This is a genomic window from Actibacterium sp. 188UL27-1 (genome assembly GCF_016901225.1).
Classification (GTDB): Bacteria; Pseudomonadota; Alphaproteobacteria; order Rhodobacterales; family Rhodobacteraceae; genus 188UL27-1.
This window is the reverse complement of sequence record NZ_JAFEUL010000005.1, coordinates 137,435-154,228: the sequence shown is the minus strand read 5'-3', so window position 1 is coordinate 154,228 and position 16,794 is coordinate 137,435. Positions and strand designations below refer to the sequence as shown.

15 protein-coding genes are annotated in these 16,794 nt (G+C 61.2%); 9 read left to right on the top strand and 6 right to left on the bottom strand.

The window, feature by feature from the left end; translation table 11 throughout:
- Positions 1–23 precede the first annotated feature (23 nt).
- The gene (locus tag IU397_RS09030) at positions 24–1,112 is read left to right on the top strand and encodes an anhydro-N-acetylmuramic acid kinase (RefSeq protein ID WP_204412782.1); all 1,089 of its coding nucleotides are present in this window, start codon (positions 24–26) and stop codon (positions 1,110–1,112) included.
- Between the two features lie 61 nt (positions 1,113–1,173).
- A complete protein-coding gene (locus tag IU397_RS09025; protein WP_204412534.1) occupies positions 1,174–1,989 on the top strand; it encodes a cyclase family protein in 816 nt (271 codons plus the stop codon).
- Between the two features lie 119 nt (positions 1,990–2,108).
- Here IU397_RS09025 and IU397_RS09020 read toward each other — a convergent pair whose 3' ends face one another.
- The 6 genes from IU397_RS09020 to miaA form a co-directional block, all read right to left on the bottom strand.
- Positions 2,109–2,954 carry a class D beta-lactamase gene (locus tag IU397_RS09020; RefSeq protein ID WP_204412532.1) on the bottom strand — a complete coding sequence of 282 codons (846 nt, stop codon included), beginning with the start codon at positions 2,952–2,954 and terminating at the stop codon, positions 2,109–2,111.
- A gap of 358 nt (positions 2,955–3,312) precedes the next feature.
- Entirely contained in the window at positions 3,313–4,746 is a 1,434-nt protein-coding gene (locus tag IU397_RS09015) for an ABC transporter permease (protein ID WP_204412531.1), read from the bottom strand.
- 13 nt (positions 4,747–4,759) lie between these two features.
- Positions 4,760–5,845, bottom strand: coding sequence for an ABC transporter permease (locus IU397_RS09010; protein WP_204412530.1), 1,086 nt, complete (start codon positions 5,843–5,845; stop codon positions 4,760–4,762).
- A 126-nt stretch (positions 5,846–5,971) separates the two neighbouring features.
- Positions 5,972–7,636 carry an ABC transporter substrate-binding protein gene (locus IU397_RS09005; RefSeq protein WP_204412529.1) on the bottom strand — a complete coding sequence of 555 codons (1,665 nt, stop codon included), beginning with the start codon at positions 7,634–7,636 and terminating at the stop codon, positions 5,972–5,974.
- Positions 7,637–7,877: 241 nt separating this feature from the next.
- Entirely contained in the window at positions 7,878–8,705 is an 828-nt protein-coding gene (locus IU397_RS09000) for an AraC family transcriptional regulator (protein ID WP_239479692.1), read from the bottom strand.
- A 272-nt stretch (positions 8,706–8,977) separates the two neighbouring features.
- Positions 8,978–9,844, bottom strand: a complete 867-nt coding sequence (gene miaA, locus IU397_RS08995) for a tRNA (adenosine(37)-N6)-dimethylallyltransferase MiaA (RefSeq protein ID WP_204412528.1) — start codon at positions 9,842–9,844, stop codon at positions 8,978–8,980.
- Between the two features lie 77 nt (positions 9,845–9,921).
- Between miaA and pyrH the strand changes: the two genes are divergently transcribed.
- The 7 genes from pyrH (at position 9,922) to rseP (ending at position 16,794) form a co-directional block, all read left to right on the top strand.
- Positions 9,922–10,662, top strand: a complete 741-nt coding sequence (pyrH, locus tag IU397_RS08990; RefSeq protein WP_204412527.1) for a UMP kinase — start codon at positions 9,922–9,924, stop codon at positions 10,660–10,662.
- A 746-nt stretch (positions 10,663–11,408) separates the two neighbouring features.
- Complete coding sequence (locus tag IU397_RS08985) at positions 11,409–11,609, top strand: hypothetical protein (protein WP_204412526.1); 201 nt, start codon at positions 11,409–11,411, stop codon at positions 11,607–11,609.
- A 32-nt stretch (positions 11,610–11,641) separates the two neighbouring features.
- The gene (gene frr / locus IU397_RS08980; protein WP_204412525.1) at positions 11,642–12,202 is read left to right on the top strand and encodes a ribosome recycling factor; all 561 of its coding nucleotides are present in this window, start codon (positions 11,642–11,644) and stop codon (positions 12,200–12,202) included.
- Between the two features lie 535 nt (positions 12,203–12,737).
- Positions 12,738–13,481, top strand: a complete 744-nt coding sequence (gene uppS / locus IU397_RS08975; RefSeq protein ID WP_204412517.1) for a polyprenyl diphosphate synthase — start codon at positions 12,738–12,740, stop codon at positions 13,479–13,481.
- A gap of 52 nt (positions 13,482–13,533) precedes the next feature.
- Positions 13,534–14,268, top strand: coding sequence for a phosphatidate cytidylyltransferase (locus tag IU397_RS08970; RefSeq protein ID WP_239479703.1), 735 nt, complete (start codon positions 13,534–13,536; stop codon positions 14,266–14,268).
- Positions 14,265–15,443 (top strand): 1-deoxy-D-xylulose-5-phosphate reductoisomerase, encoded by a 1,179-nt coding sequence (dxr, locus tag IU397_RS08965; protein ID WP_204412505.1) that lies wholly within the window; start codon positions 14,265–14,267, stop codon positions 15,441–15,443. The genes IU397_RS08970 and dxr overlap by 4 nt, the downstream gene beginning before the upstream one ends.
- A 1-nt stretch (position 15,444) precedes the next feature.
- Positions 15,445–16,794: an RIP metalloprotease RseP gene (gene rseP / locus IU397_RS08960; RefSeq protein WP_204412503.1), complete on the top strand. Its 1,350-nt coding sequence runs from the start codon at positions 15,445–15,447 to the stop codon at positions 16,792–16,794.

The window sequence follows — 16,794 nt, the reverse complement described above, 5'->3', positions numbered from 1 at the left end:
ATGCAGGAAGGGGAAGGGCCGTGATGGAGCGAATGCGGGTTTTGGGCGCCATGTCGGGCACGTCCCTGGACGGTGTCGATGCGGCGGTGATCGAAACGGACGGCACCGCGATCCTGGCCTTTGGGCCATCCCGGTTCCGCGCCTATACCGGTGAGGAGCAGGCCGTTTTGCGCGCAGCCCTCGGCCGGTGGCCCGGTGCGCCCGGTGTGGCAGAGGCGGCGCAGGTCGTTGAGGCGGCCCATGCAGAGGTTCTGGGGGATTTCACCGATATTGATCTGGTGGCGTTTCACGGGCAGACTCTGGCCCATGATCCCGCAGCCGGACGCACGCATCAGGCCGGCGATGGCGCGGCTCTGGCGCGCCGTTTGGGCGTGCCGGTGGCCTGGGATTTCCGCAGCGCCGATGTGGCGGCGGGCGGGCAGGGCGCGCCCCTGTCCCCAGCCTATCACTTTGCGCTGGCCAAATGGCGCGGGCTGACCGCACCGGTCGCCTTTCTGAATCTGGGCGGGGTGGGCAATCTCACCTGGCTTGATCCGCGTCGTGATATGGCTGCGGATCCCGGTGCGATCCTCGCCTTTGATACGGGGCCCGCCAACGCGCCCATCAATGACGCGATGATGGCCCGGCGCGGCGACCCGTTTGACCGCGACGGTATCCTTGCCGCGCGCGGGAAAGTACAAGCCGAGGTCTTGGCGCAGTTCCTGACCCATCCCTATTTTGCAGCGCCACCGCCCAAATCCCTGGACCGGGATGATTTCAGGGATCTGGGGCAGGCCGTGTCCCATCTGTCAGATGCGGATGCCGTGGCCACCCTCGCTGCCGCTGCCGCCGCCGGTGTCGCGCAAGGGGTGGACCATTTTCCGGCACCGGTGGAGCGTGTCCTTGTCACCGGAGGCGGGCGGCGCAACCCGGTTCTGATGGCGATGATCGCCGATCACCTGGCTTGCCCCGTGGAACCGGTTGAGGCCGAAGCCCTGGACGGCGATATGCTGGAGGCGCAGGCCTTTGCCTACCTGGCCGCCCGCACGAAATTAGGCTTGCCGATCAGCTTTCCGGCAACGACCGGCATCGACCATCCGCTGTCGGGCGGATCGATCAGCCCACCTGCCTAGGGGTTGCCCGCGAAAATGGTGCAGCCTAGCCTACCATCAGGTTAATCAAAGGAGTGGGGACATGTGTGATATCTGCGTGATGAATGCGGTCAAGGATAAGATGCTGTCGCGGCGCCGTTTTCTGGGTGGGGCTGCGGTGGCTGGCGCGGCTGCGGTTGCCACGACGGTGACCGCACCTCCGGCTTTGGCAGCGGGTCATGGCGCGGTGGTGGACATGACGCATTTGTTATCGGACGCCTTTCCAACCTATTTCGGGGAGCCCGGGATCTCGTCCGAGCAACCGTTCAACTTTGCCGAACATGGCTTCAACCTGCTGAATCTCAGCATCAACGAACACACGGGCACCCATATCGACGCGCCGCTGCATTTCTCGGCCGATGGTGCGTCGGTTGATGAGATCCCCGTGGAAAGCCTGATCGCGCCGCTTTGCGTGATCGATATCACGGCCCGCGCGGCGGAAAGCGCCGATGCGGAGGTCACGCCTGATGATCTGCAAGCTTGGATCGACGCCAACGGGGATATCCCAGATGGCGCCTGCGTCGCGTTGTTCTCTGGCTGGGCGGCCAAAGTCGAAGACGCTGATGCCTATCGCGGCTTTGATGGGGAGGCGCAGCACTATCCGGGCTTCCACGTGGAGGCGGCGCAGATGCTGCTGGAAACCGGGGCGGGGTCGCTGGCGTCTGACACGCTGTCCCTGGATCGGGGCAATTCCACCACGTTCGATACCCATTATGCCTGGCTGCCAACGGGCCGGTTCGGGATTGAGAACCTGGCGAACCTCGATCAGGTGCCCGCTGCCGGGGCGACGCTGATGATCGGCGCACCCAAGCATAAAGGCGGGACAGGTGGCCCAGCCCGCATCTTTGCCATGGTGTGATCGCGTTTCGATTGCAGATGCTCCGGCATCCCTTTGTCGTGGAATGCTGGAGCACTGAACTCTGATGCGGCTCTCATCAATTAACACCAAACGGTCAATGCCTGAGTTACGGCAGCCGCTTACCTGTTCGGGACACTGTTACATTGATCCAGCAGCGTCACCGTAAAATCCTTCCGGAATGCCCGGATTTCGGCGAAGCTGTCCCCCCGCACATGCAGGGCAAAGACGGTTGGGGGGTGATCCGGCAGGGCGACCCAACCGACATACCACCCTTCGAATGGGCCATCGAAATTGCCGCGCTCCACCGTGCCGGCCCCCGTTTTGCCGTGAAGGGTGCCGTCGCCGATCTCGCCCGCCAGGCTTGCCTCCGTCAGCGCCGCCAGCGCCTTGGGGGAGACTTCAAGGTCCCCGGTCAGCAGACGGTCCAGAAAGCTGACCTGTTCCCGGATTGAGATCTGCAGGCTGCGATCCAGCCAAAACTGGTCACTGCCCCCGGGCACGGCCGCGTTGCCGTAATCCCAGGCCGTCAGAACCTCGCGATACGCCGCTGTACCGACATCCTGTGCGATGTCCCGGAAATACCAGACCACCGATCGCTGAAACGCGGTCTTGAGCGTCTGGTCCTGGGCCCAGTCCTCGGGCCAGAAGGCGGATCGGGGGCGGCGGCCTTTGTCCCAAGCGCGCGGGGCGGACAGATCAGCGGCGATCCCTTTTTCAAGCGCAATCAACAGGTTGGGGATCTTGAAGGTGGACCATGGGGCATGGCGGGTTTCCAGGTCGCTTTCTGCCAGGATGCAATGGCGACCCGTCCCGGTCTCCTTGGCCATGAAGCTGACCTGCCGGGTGCCAATCTCGTCTGTCACCGCCGCGCGTGGCACCACCGTCAGTTCATCGGCGGAGGCGCTTCCGGCGAATAAAGCGCAAATCAAAAGGGTCGCAGCAATCCGTATTTTCATGTTTTTCATAATGTCTCTCATGGCTCACCTCAGGTTTTTTGGCTGTCAGCTGCGGCGCGTCACGGTGAACAGCAACATCAGACCGCCCCGCACAGGGCGATACGTAATATGTTGATATATCTACCGTTTTCCGCTGACCTGCAGCGTAGACAGGGATGCCATAGTAAACGGATCCCCGAAAGGGTGCGATTTGGTTATGCTATTTTTACCGAACGATCTGCGCAGCCGGACGGTGCATCCTCATCTCACCCGCAGCAGTCGGCCGTTGGCCCGGGCATCTCGGCTCCAATGATCCGCAACGTTTATCACACGGGGCGACGGCAGCCGCCCCGTGGGGATGCATGTTGGGTGATCGGACTGCGGAGTTCTAGTCTTTCAGGCTTTCCTCGCGCAGGCCGTCCGCCAGCAGGTTGAGGCCCAGGACCAGGCTCATCAGCGCCAGGGCCGGGGGGACCAGCGGGTGGATGTAGACGGCGATCAACTTGCGCCCCGTATTGATGGTCGATCCCCAGTCGGGGCTTTCAGATTCAAGGCCCAGGCCAAAGAACCCCAACGTGCCCAGCAGGATGGTGGTGTACCCGATGCGCAGACAGAAATCGACGATCAGGGGGCCACGGGCATTGGGCAGGATCTCCCACAGCATCGTGTACCAGACGCCTTCGCCGCGAGTATGCGCTGCGGCCACATAGTCCCGTGTTTTGATATCCAGCACCAGGCCCCGGACGATGCGGAACACGGTGGGTGAATTCACGAACACGACCGAGACAAAGACGATCAGGAAGTTGCCTTGCAGATTGAATAGATCAACGCCGCGGGGCAGGAAATTCCAGATCGTGCCGGGGGTGGACAGAAGCGAAAGATACAGCCAGCCGCCGCCACCGATCACCACGGCGAGGATCGTGTAGTTGACCGCCGGTTGGGTGTGGAATTTGGAATTGAACAGCACCGTCAGAAACAGGATCGGGAACAGGAATAGGACCGCGGCCATGTAGATGGGCAGGCCGGTATCCACGATCTCTGGTGTGACCAGCAGGTAAAACAGCAGGATCACCGGAAAGGCCAGGATCAGGTTGGCGACGAAGGACAGGATCGTGTCCAGCACACCGCCAAAGAACCCGGCGGGCACGCCCAGGCTGATGCCGACCATAAAGGCGAACATCGTGGCGAGCGGTGCGATCACCATGACCCAGGTGCTGCCATGGACAACGCGGCTAAAGACATCGCGCGTCAAGGCATCGCCGCCCAGCAAGTACCATTGAAACTCGCCTTCTTCGGCACCGCGCAACGGCGTGCCAGGTAGTTTGTTCTTCATGCCAGAGGCGATCTCCAGCGGTTGGTGGGTCGCAATGATCTCGGCAAAGAGGCCGGTGAAGATCCAGAACAGGACCATGCCCGCGCCGATGGCCCCGATGGTGGAGCCCATCAGCTTGCCCCAAAGGCCCAGTTTCTTTTTGAACGTGATAGACAGCGCAAAGGTTACGGCAAGCGCGATCCAGACCGGCAAAAGCTGGGTGGAGATGGCGCCGATGATGCCCTTGTTCGGCGTGCCTTGCACCACGATGCCGCCGATCAGATAGGCCAAGGCGGTGGCGAGAAAGAGGTAGAAGGCGCCTTTGGTCGCGACACCGGCATAGTCCGCCGGGGTGCGCGCGACGCTGAGAACGTTGCCGGAGCCACCCGTCGTCACAAAAGCGGACAGGACAGCCTGTGCCAATGCGGTGACCAACAGGGCCGCGCAGGCCACTAAGAAGATTGGGTTCAGAAAGGGGCCAAGCGTGCCGGTCCAGGTGAGGGGATCCATATCAAAGCCTCCTTTAAGAAACGCGGATGCGGGGATTTAGAAAGACATATCCCACATCTGAAATAAGCTGCGTGACCAGCACCACGACCACCGCCACGACCGAAAGACCCAGCAGCAAGTTGATGTCGTTATTGCTGGCGGCGAGGACCACGGTCCAACCGAACCCTTTGTAATTAAACAAGGTTTCGACAATCACGACCCCGTTCAGCAGCCATGGGAATTGCAGCATGATGACCGTGAACGGTGCGATCAGCGCGTTGCGCAACGCATGTTTCAGCACGATTGCGCGAAAGCTTTGCCCCTTGAGCCGGGCGGTGCGGATATATTGAGCGGTCATGACCTCGGTCATGCTGGCCCGGGTCATCCGGGCGATATAGCCCATACCGTAAAGCGCGATTGTAATGACAGGCAGGGTAAAGTTTTCGAACGTGATGTCGTTCATCGCGGAGGCAGCGGAACCTTTGAAAAGCGTCTTGCCGTCGATCAGGCCAAGATCCGCCAGAAGCGGCGAGAGCCCGTATTTCGACGAGGCGAGGAAGGCGATGAAGATCACGCCCGAGACATATTCAGGCGTCGCGGTGGACGCGATCGAGAAGGTCGATAGCGACCGGTCCATGCCCGACCCTTCTCGCATTCCAGACAGGACGCCAAGGATCAGCGCCATGGGCACCATCACCACCATGACCCACAGCATCAGCCAGGCTGTCAGCCCCAATCGCCTGAGGGTGAGGTCCAGCACCGGCTCACCCGCGACGGTGGACATGCCCCATTCGCCTTGCAGGACGCCGCAGAACCGTGGCGCATCCTCGGGCGCTGTGCCGGTGGAGATGCAGCGCCCTGTGACCGTGCCATTTTCGGCGGTGTGGACAAAGCCGGGTGCCACGCCCAGCCACTGGCCGTACTTCACCAGCAGCGGTTGGGAATGGCCGTTGCGATCCAGCCAACTGGCCACCTGTGCATCGGTCATGCGCTGGTTGCCTTCGGATTTCGCCAGCTTTTCCAGATTCGGATAGAGGTTGGTCAGGAAGAACACGATGAAGGTCAGGCAAAGCGCCGTCAGTATCATCATGCCAACGCGTCGAAGCAGAAAAATGGCCATGGAATTCCCTGTCAGGTCATGGATCGGGACGGGTGTGCGATGGAACGCATCTTGAAGAGCCGCAAGGTGCGGCGGCCCGATAAAAAGAAAGGCTGTCCCCGCGGGGACAGCCTGTTTGCACATTTGTTAGGCGGAAAAGCCCAGCTTGTGCACATGGATCTCAAAGCTGGGATGCATCTCGGCCCCCACGATCCCTTCCTTGTAGTGGCGGTAGAGGGACTGCCAGTACGGCTGGATGACCACGCCCTCATCTCGCATGATTGTCTGGATCTTGACCATCACCTCCCGCCGCGCATCGGCATCGGCGATCGAGGACGCTTCGGCCAGCAGCGCATCGAATTCGGCATTCGAAAAACCGGATTCGTTCCAGGGCACACCCGTTTTATAGGCCAGCGCCAGGATCTGCACACCAAGCGGCCGCTGGTTCCAGTTGGTCGAGCTGAACGGATACTTGACCCAGTCATTCCAGAACGTGTTGCCGGGCAGGATGGTCCGCTTGACCTTGATCCCAGCATCCCTGAGCTGGGCGGCGACGGCATCGGTGGTGTTCTTGCGCCAGTCATCGTCGATGGAGATCAACTCATGTTCGAAATCGCCCATGCCCGCCTCGTCCATCAGGGCCTTGGCCCCGGCGGGGTCGAATGTCGGCGCGTCCATCTCGGCATATTCGGGATGGAGCGGTGCGACATGGTGGTTTTCCGCAACGACCCCATTGTCGTTAAAGCCGAGCTCCAGACAGACCGCATTGTCCACAGCCATGGCCAGGGCCTGGCGCACGCGCTTGTCGGCATAGGGCTTTTCGCCGCCGACCTCTGCCTGCTGGTTGGGCCGGATCACGATGGTGTTGGCGGTTGCGACCTCGGATTTTGCCCAGCCTTCATAGGTGTCAAAAATGTCGACGAATTCACCATCCATGCGGTAGGTCATGTCGAACTCGTCCGATTCCGCCGCCGCCGCGATGGAGGCATAGTCGGTGCCGTAATCAACCCATTCGATCCGGTCGAGATAAGCGCCATTGCCCTCATCCCACCAGGTGTGGTCGGTGTTGCGCACCACGACACCCTTGACCCCGACTTCGAGGCTTTCGGGCTTGTAGGGGCCGGTGCCAATGGGGTTGGTCAGCATCGTGTCCGCGGTGAACGACGAATGAACGACCGCTGCGGGGTAATCGGCCATGCCGGGGATCAGGGTGATATCCGGTTGGGACGGGCGCAGCACGACCGTGTGGGTATCCGTGGCCTCTATCGCGCCGTCGCGGGCCTGGCCTGTGCCTTCATCGCCCAAAGAGGCCATGCGAGAGGCCATGGAGTTGCCTTCAAGCGTCGTGTCACACCAGGCCGTGATGTTGCGGACGACGTCTTCGGCGGTGAAGTCATCGCCATTGTTCCAGGTGACGCCTTGGCGGACCTTCAACGTGATCTCGGTCGCGTCTTCGTTCACTTCCCAGCTTTCCAGGAGGCGGCCTTCCATGGATCCGTCGATATTGATCTGGACCAGGTATTCCAGCCAACCGCGGGTGAAGTTTGCGATCTGTGACCAGTCATAAGTGCGGGGATCTTTGAGCTCGCGCACTTCCTGCTGGATGCGCAGGGTGCCACCGGTTTTTGCATGGCCGGCGGCCTGTGCGGGTTGCGTGGCCCCGATCAGGGCATAGGCGCCAGCCGTGGTAACCCCCAAAGCCGTGGCGCGCGCGAGAAATTCCCGGCGGCTGAGTTGCCCGGCCTTGAATTCGGCGGCGTACATCGTGGCTGCGGGATGCTGGGCTTTGTCACCCAAACCGTTTTGAATCATCCGTATCTCCCTTGAGTTTATTTTTCTTGCGCTGATGCGTTGAAATTTGAGGATTGCAGACCGCTTTGGCATCGATCTTGTTATTTTCGGTCTGAAACCCCCATGACCTGTACCATTCGGCACAATATTGAGATGGGCGTCAACGGGCCACGGGGGGTAATCGAGGGTGAAAAGCGACATTTTCGCATAACAAATGCGACATAACCTTGCGGCATGTCTGCGATGCAAGGCTGGGATGGGATCAGTGTTGCGGCTTCTCGCGGAACTCTGATGGGGTAAGACCGGTGCGGGCGCGGAAGGCACGGGTGAAGTAGGCAGGGCTGGTGAACCCCAGAACTTCGGCCACGCGGCGCACGGGTAATTTGGTGTCGATCAGCAGGCGGCGCGCCTCAAACGTGATGCGGTCTGCCAGCAGATCAGAGGCCGGGCGCCCGCAGGTTTCGCGGCAGACCCGGCTGAGATGGGTGGGGGTGACGCCCAGCGCCTCGGCATAGTCGCTGACATTCTGGCCGGTGAACAACTGATCCTCGATCAGGGCGGTGAACCGTGCCGCCAGATCCATGGCGGTCTTGGACGCCTTATGGGGCCCTTCGACGGCCACCTGGCGTTCCAGCCAAACCGACAGGAGCCCGCTGTAATGCTGCAACGCGCGGTGTCGGGCGGGGCGGTCGCCGGTATCTTCGCGATTGATGGTTTCCAGCAGGGCGGTCAGTTCGGCCTGGGCCATGACATCGCGGATCCGCAGGTGCAGACTGTGATCGGGTAGGGTCGGATCGGGGTCGGTTCCGAAAAACACTGCCGTTCCAAAGATTTGCGAGATCGCTTCGAACCCGTGCATGGTGCGAGCGGGCAGAAAGATCGCGTTATGTGCGCCGAACCCGCTGGTGGTGCCTGCCACGGTGACGCGGCCTTGCCCGCGGGTGAACCACAGTAAGAGCGGTGCGCGGTAGCTGCGCATGGCGGCCGCGCGCCAACGCCCGCCGGCGGTCAGGCGTTGCAGGGGCACCATGCGCAGACCGGTTTGCGGCGGCTCGGGCGACAGGTGCATATTGTGGGCGGGCGACGACATGACCCTATCACAAGCCCGACTCCTGTTGTCGGATCAACCCCGTTTTCAACTGCGCGCGGTTTTGAGCCGGTTTAGAGCGTCCTGCGAAAAACCTGAATCACGTAACACTGCCTGAAATCATAGATTTCAACGCGTTACGTGATACGGCATATTTCAGGTGTTTCGTCAGACGCTCTTAGCAACAGCGCGGGTCAGGGCATGTTCCGGGTCTGCCACTCCGACAGCCCGGCGCATTACGGGGGATGACGTCACCGTGGCCGGGGCGCTTGCCGCTACATCAGTGTATGGGCATCTATGCGGTGCCAGTCTTTCATGCGGGCGCGGAACCAGGTGCGTTGGCGTTTGGCATATTGCCGGGTGGCGACCGTGGCCGCGTCGCGGGCGGCGTCGAGCGTCACTTCACCCTTCAGATGGGCGATAAGCTCCCGCGCGCCGATGGCCTTGGCCGACGGGGCGGACGGATCCCAGGTGGGAAGATTGGCGCGCGCTTCCTCTAGCGCGCCAAGGGCGATCATCTGGTCAAAGCGGCGGGCGATGCGCTGTGCGAGCCAGTCGCGATCTGCCTCGACCAGCAGGGGCTGGGCGTCGGACAAGGGGAGGAGCGGCGGCCCGGTATCCTCTTGCCAATCGGTAAGGGGGCGGCCCGTGGCGCGCAGCACCTCCCAGGCGCGCTGGACACGGGCGCGGTTGGCGGTGTCGATCCGGTTGCGGGTGCGCGGATCAAGCTGGGCGAGCAGATGGGGCAGGGGATGCGCGTCCCCTTCGGCTCTGACCTCCGGCGGGATGGCCGGAATGTCTGCCAGGCCTTGGGTCAGGGCGGCGAAGTTAAGACCCGTCCCGCCCACGATGATCGCCCGGGATCCTGTCAGGAAAGGCGCGACCTCCCGCAGCCAGCCACCTGCGGAATAGACCTGCGTGCCGGGGACATGACCGTAAAGGTGATGGGCGACCGCCGCTTCATCCGTCTGGCTGGGCCGGGCCGTCAGGATGCGCCAATTGGCAAAGACCTGCAGCGCATCGGCATTGACGATCACGCCGCCACCGGCCTGGGCGATGCGCAGTGCAAGCGCCGATTTGCCGCTTGCCGTGGGTCCGGCGATCAGAACCGGGCGTTCGGTATCGAGATCGGACAGATCCATCGGCGCTCCCCATTGAACCCCGGCCCGTTTTCAGACATGGGTGTCGCGCAGCCAAAACCAGCGCAAGGGAGCAGGATATGCTTGACGAGGGATCGGATCAACCGAAGCCATCCTATAAACGTGTATTGCTCAAAATCTCGGGCGAGGCGCTGATGGGCGATCAAGGCTATGGCCTGCACCCGCCGACGGTGGAGCGGATCGCGGCGGAGGTGAAATCGGTGCATGATATCGGGGTCGAGATCTGCATGGTGATCGGCGGCGGCAACATCTTTCGCGGCCTGCAAGGCAGCGCCCAAGGGATGGAGCGGACGACGGCGGATTACATGGGGATGCTGGGCACGGTGATGAACGCGCTGGCGATGCAATCCTCGCTGGAGCGGCTGGGGGTCTTTACCCGGGTGATCAGTGCGATCCCCATGGATCAGGTCTGTGAGCCCTATATCCGCCGCCGCGCCGTGCGACATCTGGAAAAGGCGCGGGTGTGCATCTTTGCCGCTGGGACGGGCAACCCCTATTTTACGACCGATACGGCAGCGACGCTGCGCGCCAACGAGATGGCCTGTGAGGCAATTTTCAAGGGCACCAAGGTTGACGGCGTCTATGACAAGGACCCGATGGAGCATGATGACGCCGTCCGCTATGACACGGTCAGCTACAATGATTGCCTGTCCAAGAACCTGAAGGTCATGGATGCCAGTGCCATTGCCCTGGCCCGGGATAACAACCTGCCGATCATCGTCTTTAGCCTGGATGAGCCGGGCGGCTTTCGCGGCATCCTGGCGGGGGAGGGGACGTATACTCGGGTCAGCGGCCCGTGAAGATATCCAACGCCCAGATGGCGATTTGGCAGATACCGTTCGCTGGCAAGAGCCGTGTTTTGTCGATCATCTGAAGGACGATCAGTTGCGATCTGAGATCGCGAGATTGCCCCAAGTTGCCAGGACCGATGGTTTGAGTGATTTTGTACGACGTTTACGGTTTATAAAATTTGATATTCGTTTGTCCCCGAATTCTGTCTTTAATCAGACGCTAACAGGTTCGGATCCGTGCCGTCCGGCAGGCCGAAGATCCGTTTCGGCGATATCTGCGTGAGGGTTACGGTGGCTTTCTGCGCCGCGGGCTGCGATCATGAAATCTGGTGGTGACGTGGGTGGCGAAACCAAGGGGCCAGACGGCAGCTTTAGAACTCGTGTGTCAATGCGTCGATCAGCCATGTTGGGTATCGCGAGACGCCGCCCCGCTTAACCGGTTTCCGACCCATACTTTGTACCAGACGCCCAGGCGTAGACAGAGGCGGGGACACGCGACAATGTCTTCATGGAAGATTGCAGTGGTTATATCCCAGCCATCGTGGGTGAGCCCAGCCACTGCACCGTCGCCAATATGCCGGCCGGGCTAAACTGCGCCGCTTCTCCATTTCGTGCAAATGCCGATTACGGGGTCAGGGGCAAGTTCGCCTGCAACAGTACCGCTGGGCAAATCCGAGGAGGAGACCGGGCGGGCCGAGGGTAGGACGGGCATGTCCAGGCGCCGTCCCCGCTAGAAGCGGCCCCAGGTGATGCCGATGCCGGGCGGCACGCGGATTGTCTCGAACGGGGAATTCTGGCCACCGTACCGGGATGACGCAGCTCTGGCACAGGCCCAAGCCGTTGACCGGCGGCTCAATTTGCTGCGCGTTTTCCCAACCCACGATAACGTGGCGCGCGGCGATTGGGGGGCTGGGCCAGCATCGCGCGTGATTGATCATCCGGCAGTGGCGGTTTAAGCCATGTCCGTTGAACGACCCGGAGGTGACCCATGTCTGACGAATTTATGCTGGATACCGATGATCTTGAGCGCCGGATGGACGGGGCCATGTCCTCGTTACGGACGGAGTTCGCGTCCTTGCGGACGGGGCGGGCCAGCGCGTCGATGCTGGAGCCGGTCATGGTTGATGCCTATGGCAGCATGACCCCGGTCAATCAGGTTGGCACGGTGAATGTGCCGGAGCCGCGGATGGTGACGATCAATGTCTGGGACAAGGGGCTGGTCGGCAAGGTCGAGAAGGCCATTCGCGAAAGCGGGTTGGGGATCAATCCGCAGCTGAACGGCACGATCATCATGCTGCCGATCCCCGAACTGAACGAAGAGCGGCGCCGCGAACTGACCAAGGTCGCCGCGCAATATGCCGAGAATGGCCGCGTCTCGATCCGCAACATCCGCCGCGATGGGATGGATCAGATCAAGAAGGCCAAGGACGGCATGTCGGAGGATGACCAGAAGTTTTGGGAAGCCTCTGTTCAGGAGCTGACGGACAAATATGTCAAATCCGTCGATGACGCCTTGGAAAACAAGCAATCCGAGATCATGCAGGTGTAAGCCGTGACTAGGCCAAACGGCCGACGGTTCGATCGAACGCCACTGCCCTTGACCGGCCCAGCTCCACGCAGAAAAGACCAGATAATGCACAGCTTCACAAAAATCGCACCTGCGCTCTTCCTGATGATCCTGACAGCGGCTTGCGGCCAAAACCGGGGTCCAGATCCTGACTTTACGGTGATCCGATGTGCGCGGGAGGCTGGGGTTCAGGGGGAGCTTGCGTTCACGCGCCAGGAAACCGGTCGGGGACAGAGTGCTTTAACCTGGTCACCGCAGACGCAAATCACCCCGGCCCAGCAAGCTGCAGTGTCAGCCTGCGTGACCGAGCGGCCGAACTAAGGCAGCGAAGGCCGGGATCAGGCTTTGTCGCGACGATTTGGTGGCCAAATGCGTGCGGTTTGCACGCTTACGGTCAGAATTCCATGATTTATTCTGCAGAAGCGGAAACTGGGCCGGGCTTTCCCTAGCCAAGGCGAGGTCGGGGCGTTATGTCGGATCCGATTATCATGACCGAGGTATTACCGTGGGAACCGCGATGGCCGCCAAAGATATTCGACCCGACGAAGAGCAGCCCGGAGCGGGCCCGGCCCATGTGGCGATCATCATGGATGGCAATGGGCGCTGGGCGACCTCGCGCGGGCGGCCGCGGCTGGTGGGGCATCAGCACGGCGCGCGCCGGGTCCGCGATATCGTGGAGGCCTGCCCCCGCCTTGGCGTTGAATATCTGACGATCTTTGCCTTCTCGACCGAGAATTGGAAGCGGACGCAGGTTGAAGTGTCCGGCCTGATGACGCTGTTCAAGCGCTATATCAAGCGGGAGGCGCAGCGATTGCTGCAAAGCGGTGTCCGGGTGCGATTCATCGGTGATCGGGTCCGGCTGGATAGCGCGCTGGTGCAGATGATGGACAACCTAGAGGCGCTGACGGCTGGCAATAGCCTGGTCAATCTGACCATCGCCCTGAACTATGGCGGGCGCGATGAGGTGACCCGCGCCACCCAACGCATGGCGGCGGAGGTCGCGGCGGGGCGGTTGAAGGCCGAGGATGTGGATGCATCGACCCTGGCCAGTTATCTGGATACCTGCATGCTGCCGGATCCCGATCTGGTCATCCGCACCAGTGGTGAGGCCCGCATCAGCAACTTCTTGCTGTGGCAGTCGGCCTATGCCGAATATGAATTCATCGATACGCTCTGGCCCGATTTCACCGCCGACTGCTTTGCTGATGTGCTGAGCGGATATGGTGCGCGTGACCGCCGTTTTGGGGCTGTGCGTGCCTGAGGTCAATCCGCGCTGGCATGACCTGTCGGAGCGTTTGATCTGGGGCATCGCCATGGTGGTGGTTGGCATCGTCGCGATCCGGTTGGGGGGCATCTGGTTCGAGATGCTCACCGTTTTTGTCACCGCCGTGATGGTTTGGGAACTGGCGCGGATGATCCGCGTGGATGAGGCGCCGTTTTCGATGCTTCTGGCGGCGTTGACGGCAAGCGTGCTGTCCGGGCTGTTGGAGGTTGGCGGTGGGGCTTATCTGTCCTTGCTGTTCGTACCTGCGATCCTGGGAGCCTTGGCGCTGCCCAAGGAGCGGTTGACCTTTTTCCTGTTTGCCCTGGCCATCGTGACAGCGGGCTGGGGGCTGGTGACGTTTCGCGACACCCATGGCGGGACCTGGCTGTTTTGGTTGGTCATCGTCGTTGTGGTGACTGATGTGGCGGGCTATTTTGCCGGTCGGATCATTGGCGGGCCGAAATTCTGGCCGCGGATCAGCCCGAAAAAGACCTGGTCCGGCATTGTCTTCGGTTGGGTCGGGGCCGGTCTGGTTGGTCTGCTGTTTTTGAGCTTCACCAATGCCGGGCGCGATCTGATCTGGATTTCGATGCTGCTGAGTTTTTCGTCCCAGATGGGCGACATTGCCGAAAGCGCGTTGAAACGCAGGGTCGGGGTCAAGGACAGTTCGACCTTGATCCCGGGCCATGGTGGTTTGTTCGACCGGTTTGACGGTTTGTTGGGGGCGGCGTTGTTCATGTTGCTGACCGCTTTGGTCGTGGATGTCCCCGAGGTCCGCATATGAGGCGGGTGACAATCCTGGGCTCAACGGGGTCGATTGGCGAAAATACGGTTGATCTGATCGCGCGTGATCCAGGCATCTATGACGTGGTGGCACTGACGGGCGGGCGGAACGTGACCCGGCTGGCCGAGCAAGCAAAGCAGCTGCGCGCCGATATAGCGGTCACCTGTTATCCCGAATGTTATCAGCAGCTTGTGGATCTTTTATCAGGGACCGGCATTGCGGTGGCTGCCGGGCGCGCCGCGCTGATCGAGGCGGCACAGCGGCCTGTGGATTGGACCATGTCTGCCATTGTGGGGGCTGCCGGGTTTCCGCCTGGTTTGGCCGCCTTGGCCCATGGCACCACGCTGGCGCTGGCCAACAAGGAGAGCCTGGTGACGGCCGGTCCGCTGCTGATGTCGACAGCGCGAGCCCATGGCGCAACGATCCTGCCGGTGGATAGTGAGCATTCCGCAGTTTTTCAGGGATTGGTCGGTGAGGATATCAGCGCCGTCGAACGCATTGTCATCACGGCGTCAGGCGGCGCGTTTCGTGATTGGCCGATTGAACGTCTGGCCGATGCAACCCTGGCGGAGGCCTCCAGCCATCCGAACTGGGATATGGGTCAGCGGATCACGATCGATTCTGCCTCTATGTTTAACAAGTCCCTAGAACTCATTGAGACCAAGGAGTTTTTCGGGATTTCGCCTAGCAAGATCGAGGTCATCGTTCACCCTGAATCCTTGATCCACGCCATGGTTGGGTTCCGCGATGGGGCGTTGATGGCCCATATCGGCCCGCCGGATATGCGCCACGCCATCGGGTATGCGCTGCATTGGCCGGACCGTCGGCATCTGCCTGTGGCGCGGCTGGATCTGGCGCAAATTGCGACGCTGACCTTTCGTCCCCCAGACGAGCAACGTTGGCCCGCCCTGCGCCTGGCCCGCCACGTTATGGAAATCGGCGGCTTGTCGGGTGCGGTCTTCAACGCCGCCAAGGAGGTCGCGTTGGACGGGTTCATTGCCGGGCAGCTTCGATTCACCGACATGGCACCGGTGGTCGAACGGGTGCTTGACGCGATGAATGCCGACAATGCTCTTCATTGTGACAGAGTTAACCTTGATACCGTACACCAGGCGGACCAAGTAGCACGCTCTAGGGCGGCTGAGGCCATCGCACAACGAAACGAGGCGCATTAATATGGATATTGCCGGTTTGACCGCGGCATTTGGTGGGTTTTTCTGGGTGATTGCGGCCTTTGTGATTGCACTGAGCGTGATCGTCGCGGTGCATGAATACGGCCACTACATCGTGGGACGCTGGTGCGGGATCCATGCGGAAGTGTTCTCGCTCGGGTTTGGGCCAGTGGTCTGGTCGCGGCATGACAAACGGGGCACCAAATGGCAACTCGCGGCCTTACCCCTGGGTGGTTTTGTGAAATTTCTTGGCGATGCCGACGCGGCGAGCGGCAAGGACGGCGCGCAGATGGAGCAGATGGATGCCGCCGCACGGCGCCGCACCATGCATGGCGCGCCCCTTTGGGCCCGGGCGGCCACTGTGGCGGCCGGTCCGATCTTTAATTTCATCATGTCGATCATCGTTTTTGGCCTGCTGATCCTGTCAACAGGTATTCCGAAGGAGCCGTTCACGATCGACTCCGTTCTGCCACTGCCCGAAGTGGCCAGCGGTTTGCAGCCCGGGGATCAGGTCACGGCGGTGAATGGCGAACCCGTTGCCAGTTTCGAGGAGTTTATTCTGGCCTCCCGAGAGATCCCCGATGACCAACTGACCGAATATACGATTGAACGGGATGGTGCGACGACCGTGGTGGAGGGTCCGCATCCCTATCCGCCCATTGCGGCCGGTATTCACCCGATCTCCGCTGCCATGGATGCCGGGCTGATCAAGAACGATGTCATCACCAAGATCGACGGGATGCCGATTGTCGCCTTCTCGCAGATGCAGGAGATCGTCAGAAACTCGGATGGCCGGGCTTTGCTTTTGGAGGTGTGGCGCGACGGGAAGCTGATGGATTTCACACTGCGCCCCCGTCAGAGCGATCAACCGACCGAGGATGGCTTTGAAAACATGTGGTTGATCGGGATGTACGGTGCCCCGTTCATCACGCCCATCAACGAGACACCCGGCCCGTGGACCGTCGTTACCTATGGCGTGGAGCGCACTGTGGGTGTTGTGACCAATTCCCTCTCCGGGCTTTACCATCTGGTGCGCGGGGCCATTTCCACCTGCAACCTGAGCGGACCCATCACCATTGCAAAGACTTCGGGTGCGACGGCCAGCCAGGGCCTTGTGGAGTTCATCAGCTTCATCGCAATTCTATCGACCGCGGTCGGATTGATGAACCTGTTTCCGATCCCCGTTTTGGATGGCGGTCACCTTGTGTTTCACGCCTATGAAGCCGTCTTTCGGCGCCCTCCGCCAGATGGAGCCTTGCGGGTTCTCATGGGAACCGGGTTGGTTTTGTTGCTGTCATTGATGGTTTTCGCCCTGGGCAATGATGTCTTTTGCCGATGGCTCAGCATCATCTGA

Bases quoted from the DNA above. Each gene is read 5' to 3' on its own strand.
- IU397_RS09030 (WP_204412782.1), top strand. From the start codon at position 24: ATGGAGCGAATGCGGGTTTTGGGCGCCATGTCGGGCACGTCCCTGGAC.
- IU397_RS09025 (WP_204412534.1), top strand. From the start codon at position 1,174: ATGTGTGATATCTGCGTGATGAATGCGGTCAAGGATAAGATGCTGTCG.
- IU397_RS09020 (WP_204412532.1), bottom strand. From the start codon at position 2,954: ATGAAAAACATGAAAATACGGATTGCTGCGACCCTTTTGATTTGCGCT.
- IU397_RS09015 (WP_204412531.1), bottom strand. From the start codon at position 4,746: ATGGATCCCCTCACCTGGACCGGCACGCTTGGCCCCTTTCTGAACCCA.
- IU397_RS09010 (WP_204412530.1), bottom strand. From the start codon at position 5,845: ATGGCCATTTTTCTGCTTCGACGCGTTGGCATGATGATACTGACGGCG.
- IU397_RS09005 (WP_204412529.1), bottom strand. From the start codon at position 7,636: ATGATTCAAAACGGTTTGGGTGACAAAGCCCAGCATCCCGCAGCCACG.
- IU397_RS09000 (WP_239479692.1), bottom strand. From the start codon at position 8,705: ATGTCGTCGCCCGCCCACAATATGCACCTGTCGCCCGAGCCGCCGCAA.
- miaA (WP_204412528.1), bottom strand. From the start codon at position 9,844: ATGGATCTGTCCGATCTCGATACCGAACGCCCGGTTCTGATCGCCGGA.
- pyrH (WP_204412527.1), top strand. From the start codon at position 9,922: ATGCTTGACGAGGGATCGGATCAACCGAAGCCATCCTATAAACGTGTA.
- IU397_RS08985 (WP_204412526.1), top strand. From the start codon at position 11,409: ATGCCGGGCGGCACGCGGATTGTCTCGAACGGGGAATTCTGGCCACCG.
- frr (WP_204412525.1), top strand. From the start codon at position 11,642: ATGTCTGACGAATTTATGCTGGATACCGATGATCTTGAGCGCCGGATG.
- uppS (WP_204412517.1), top strand. From the start codon at position 12,738: ATGGCCGCCAAAGATATTCGACCCGACGAAGAGCAGCCCGGAGCGGGC.
- IU397_RS08970 (WP_239479703.1), top strand. From the start codon at position 13,534: ATGGTGGTGGTTGGCATCGTCGCGATCCGGTTGGGGGGCATCTGGTTC.
- dxr (WP_204412505.1), top strand. From the start codon at position 14,265: ATGAGGCGGGTGACAATCCTGGGCTCAACGGGGTCGATTGGCGAAAAT.
- rseP (WP_204412503.1), top strand. From the start codon at position 15,445: ATGGATATTGCCGGTTTGACCGCGGCATTTGGTGGGTTTTTCTGGGTG.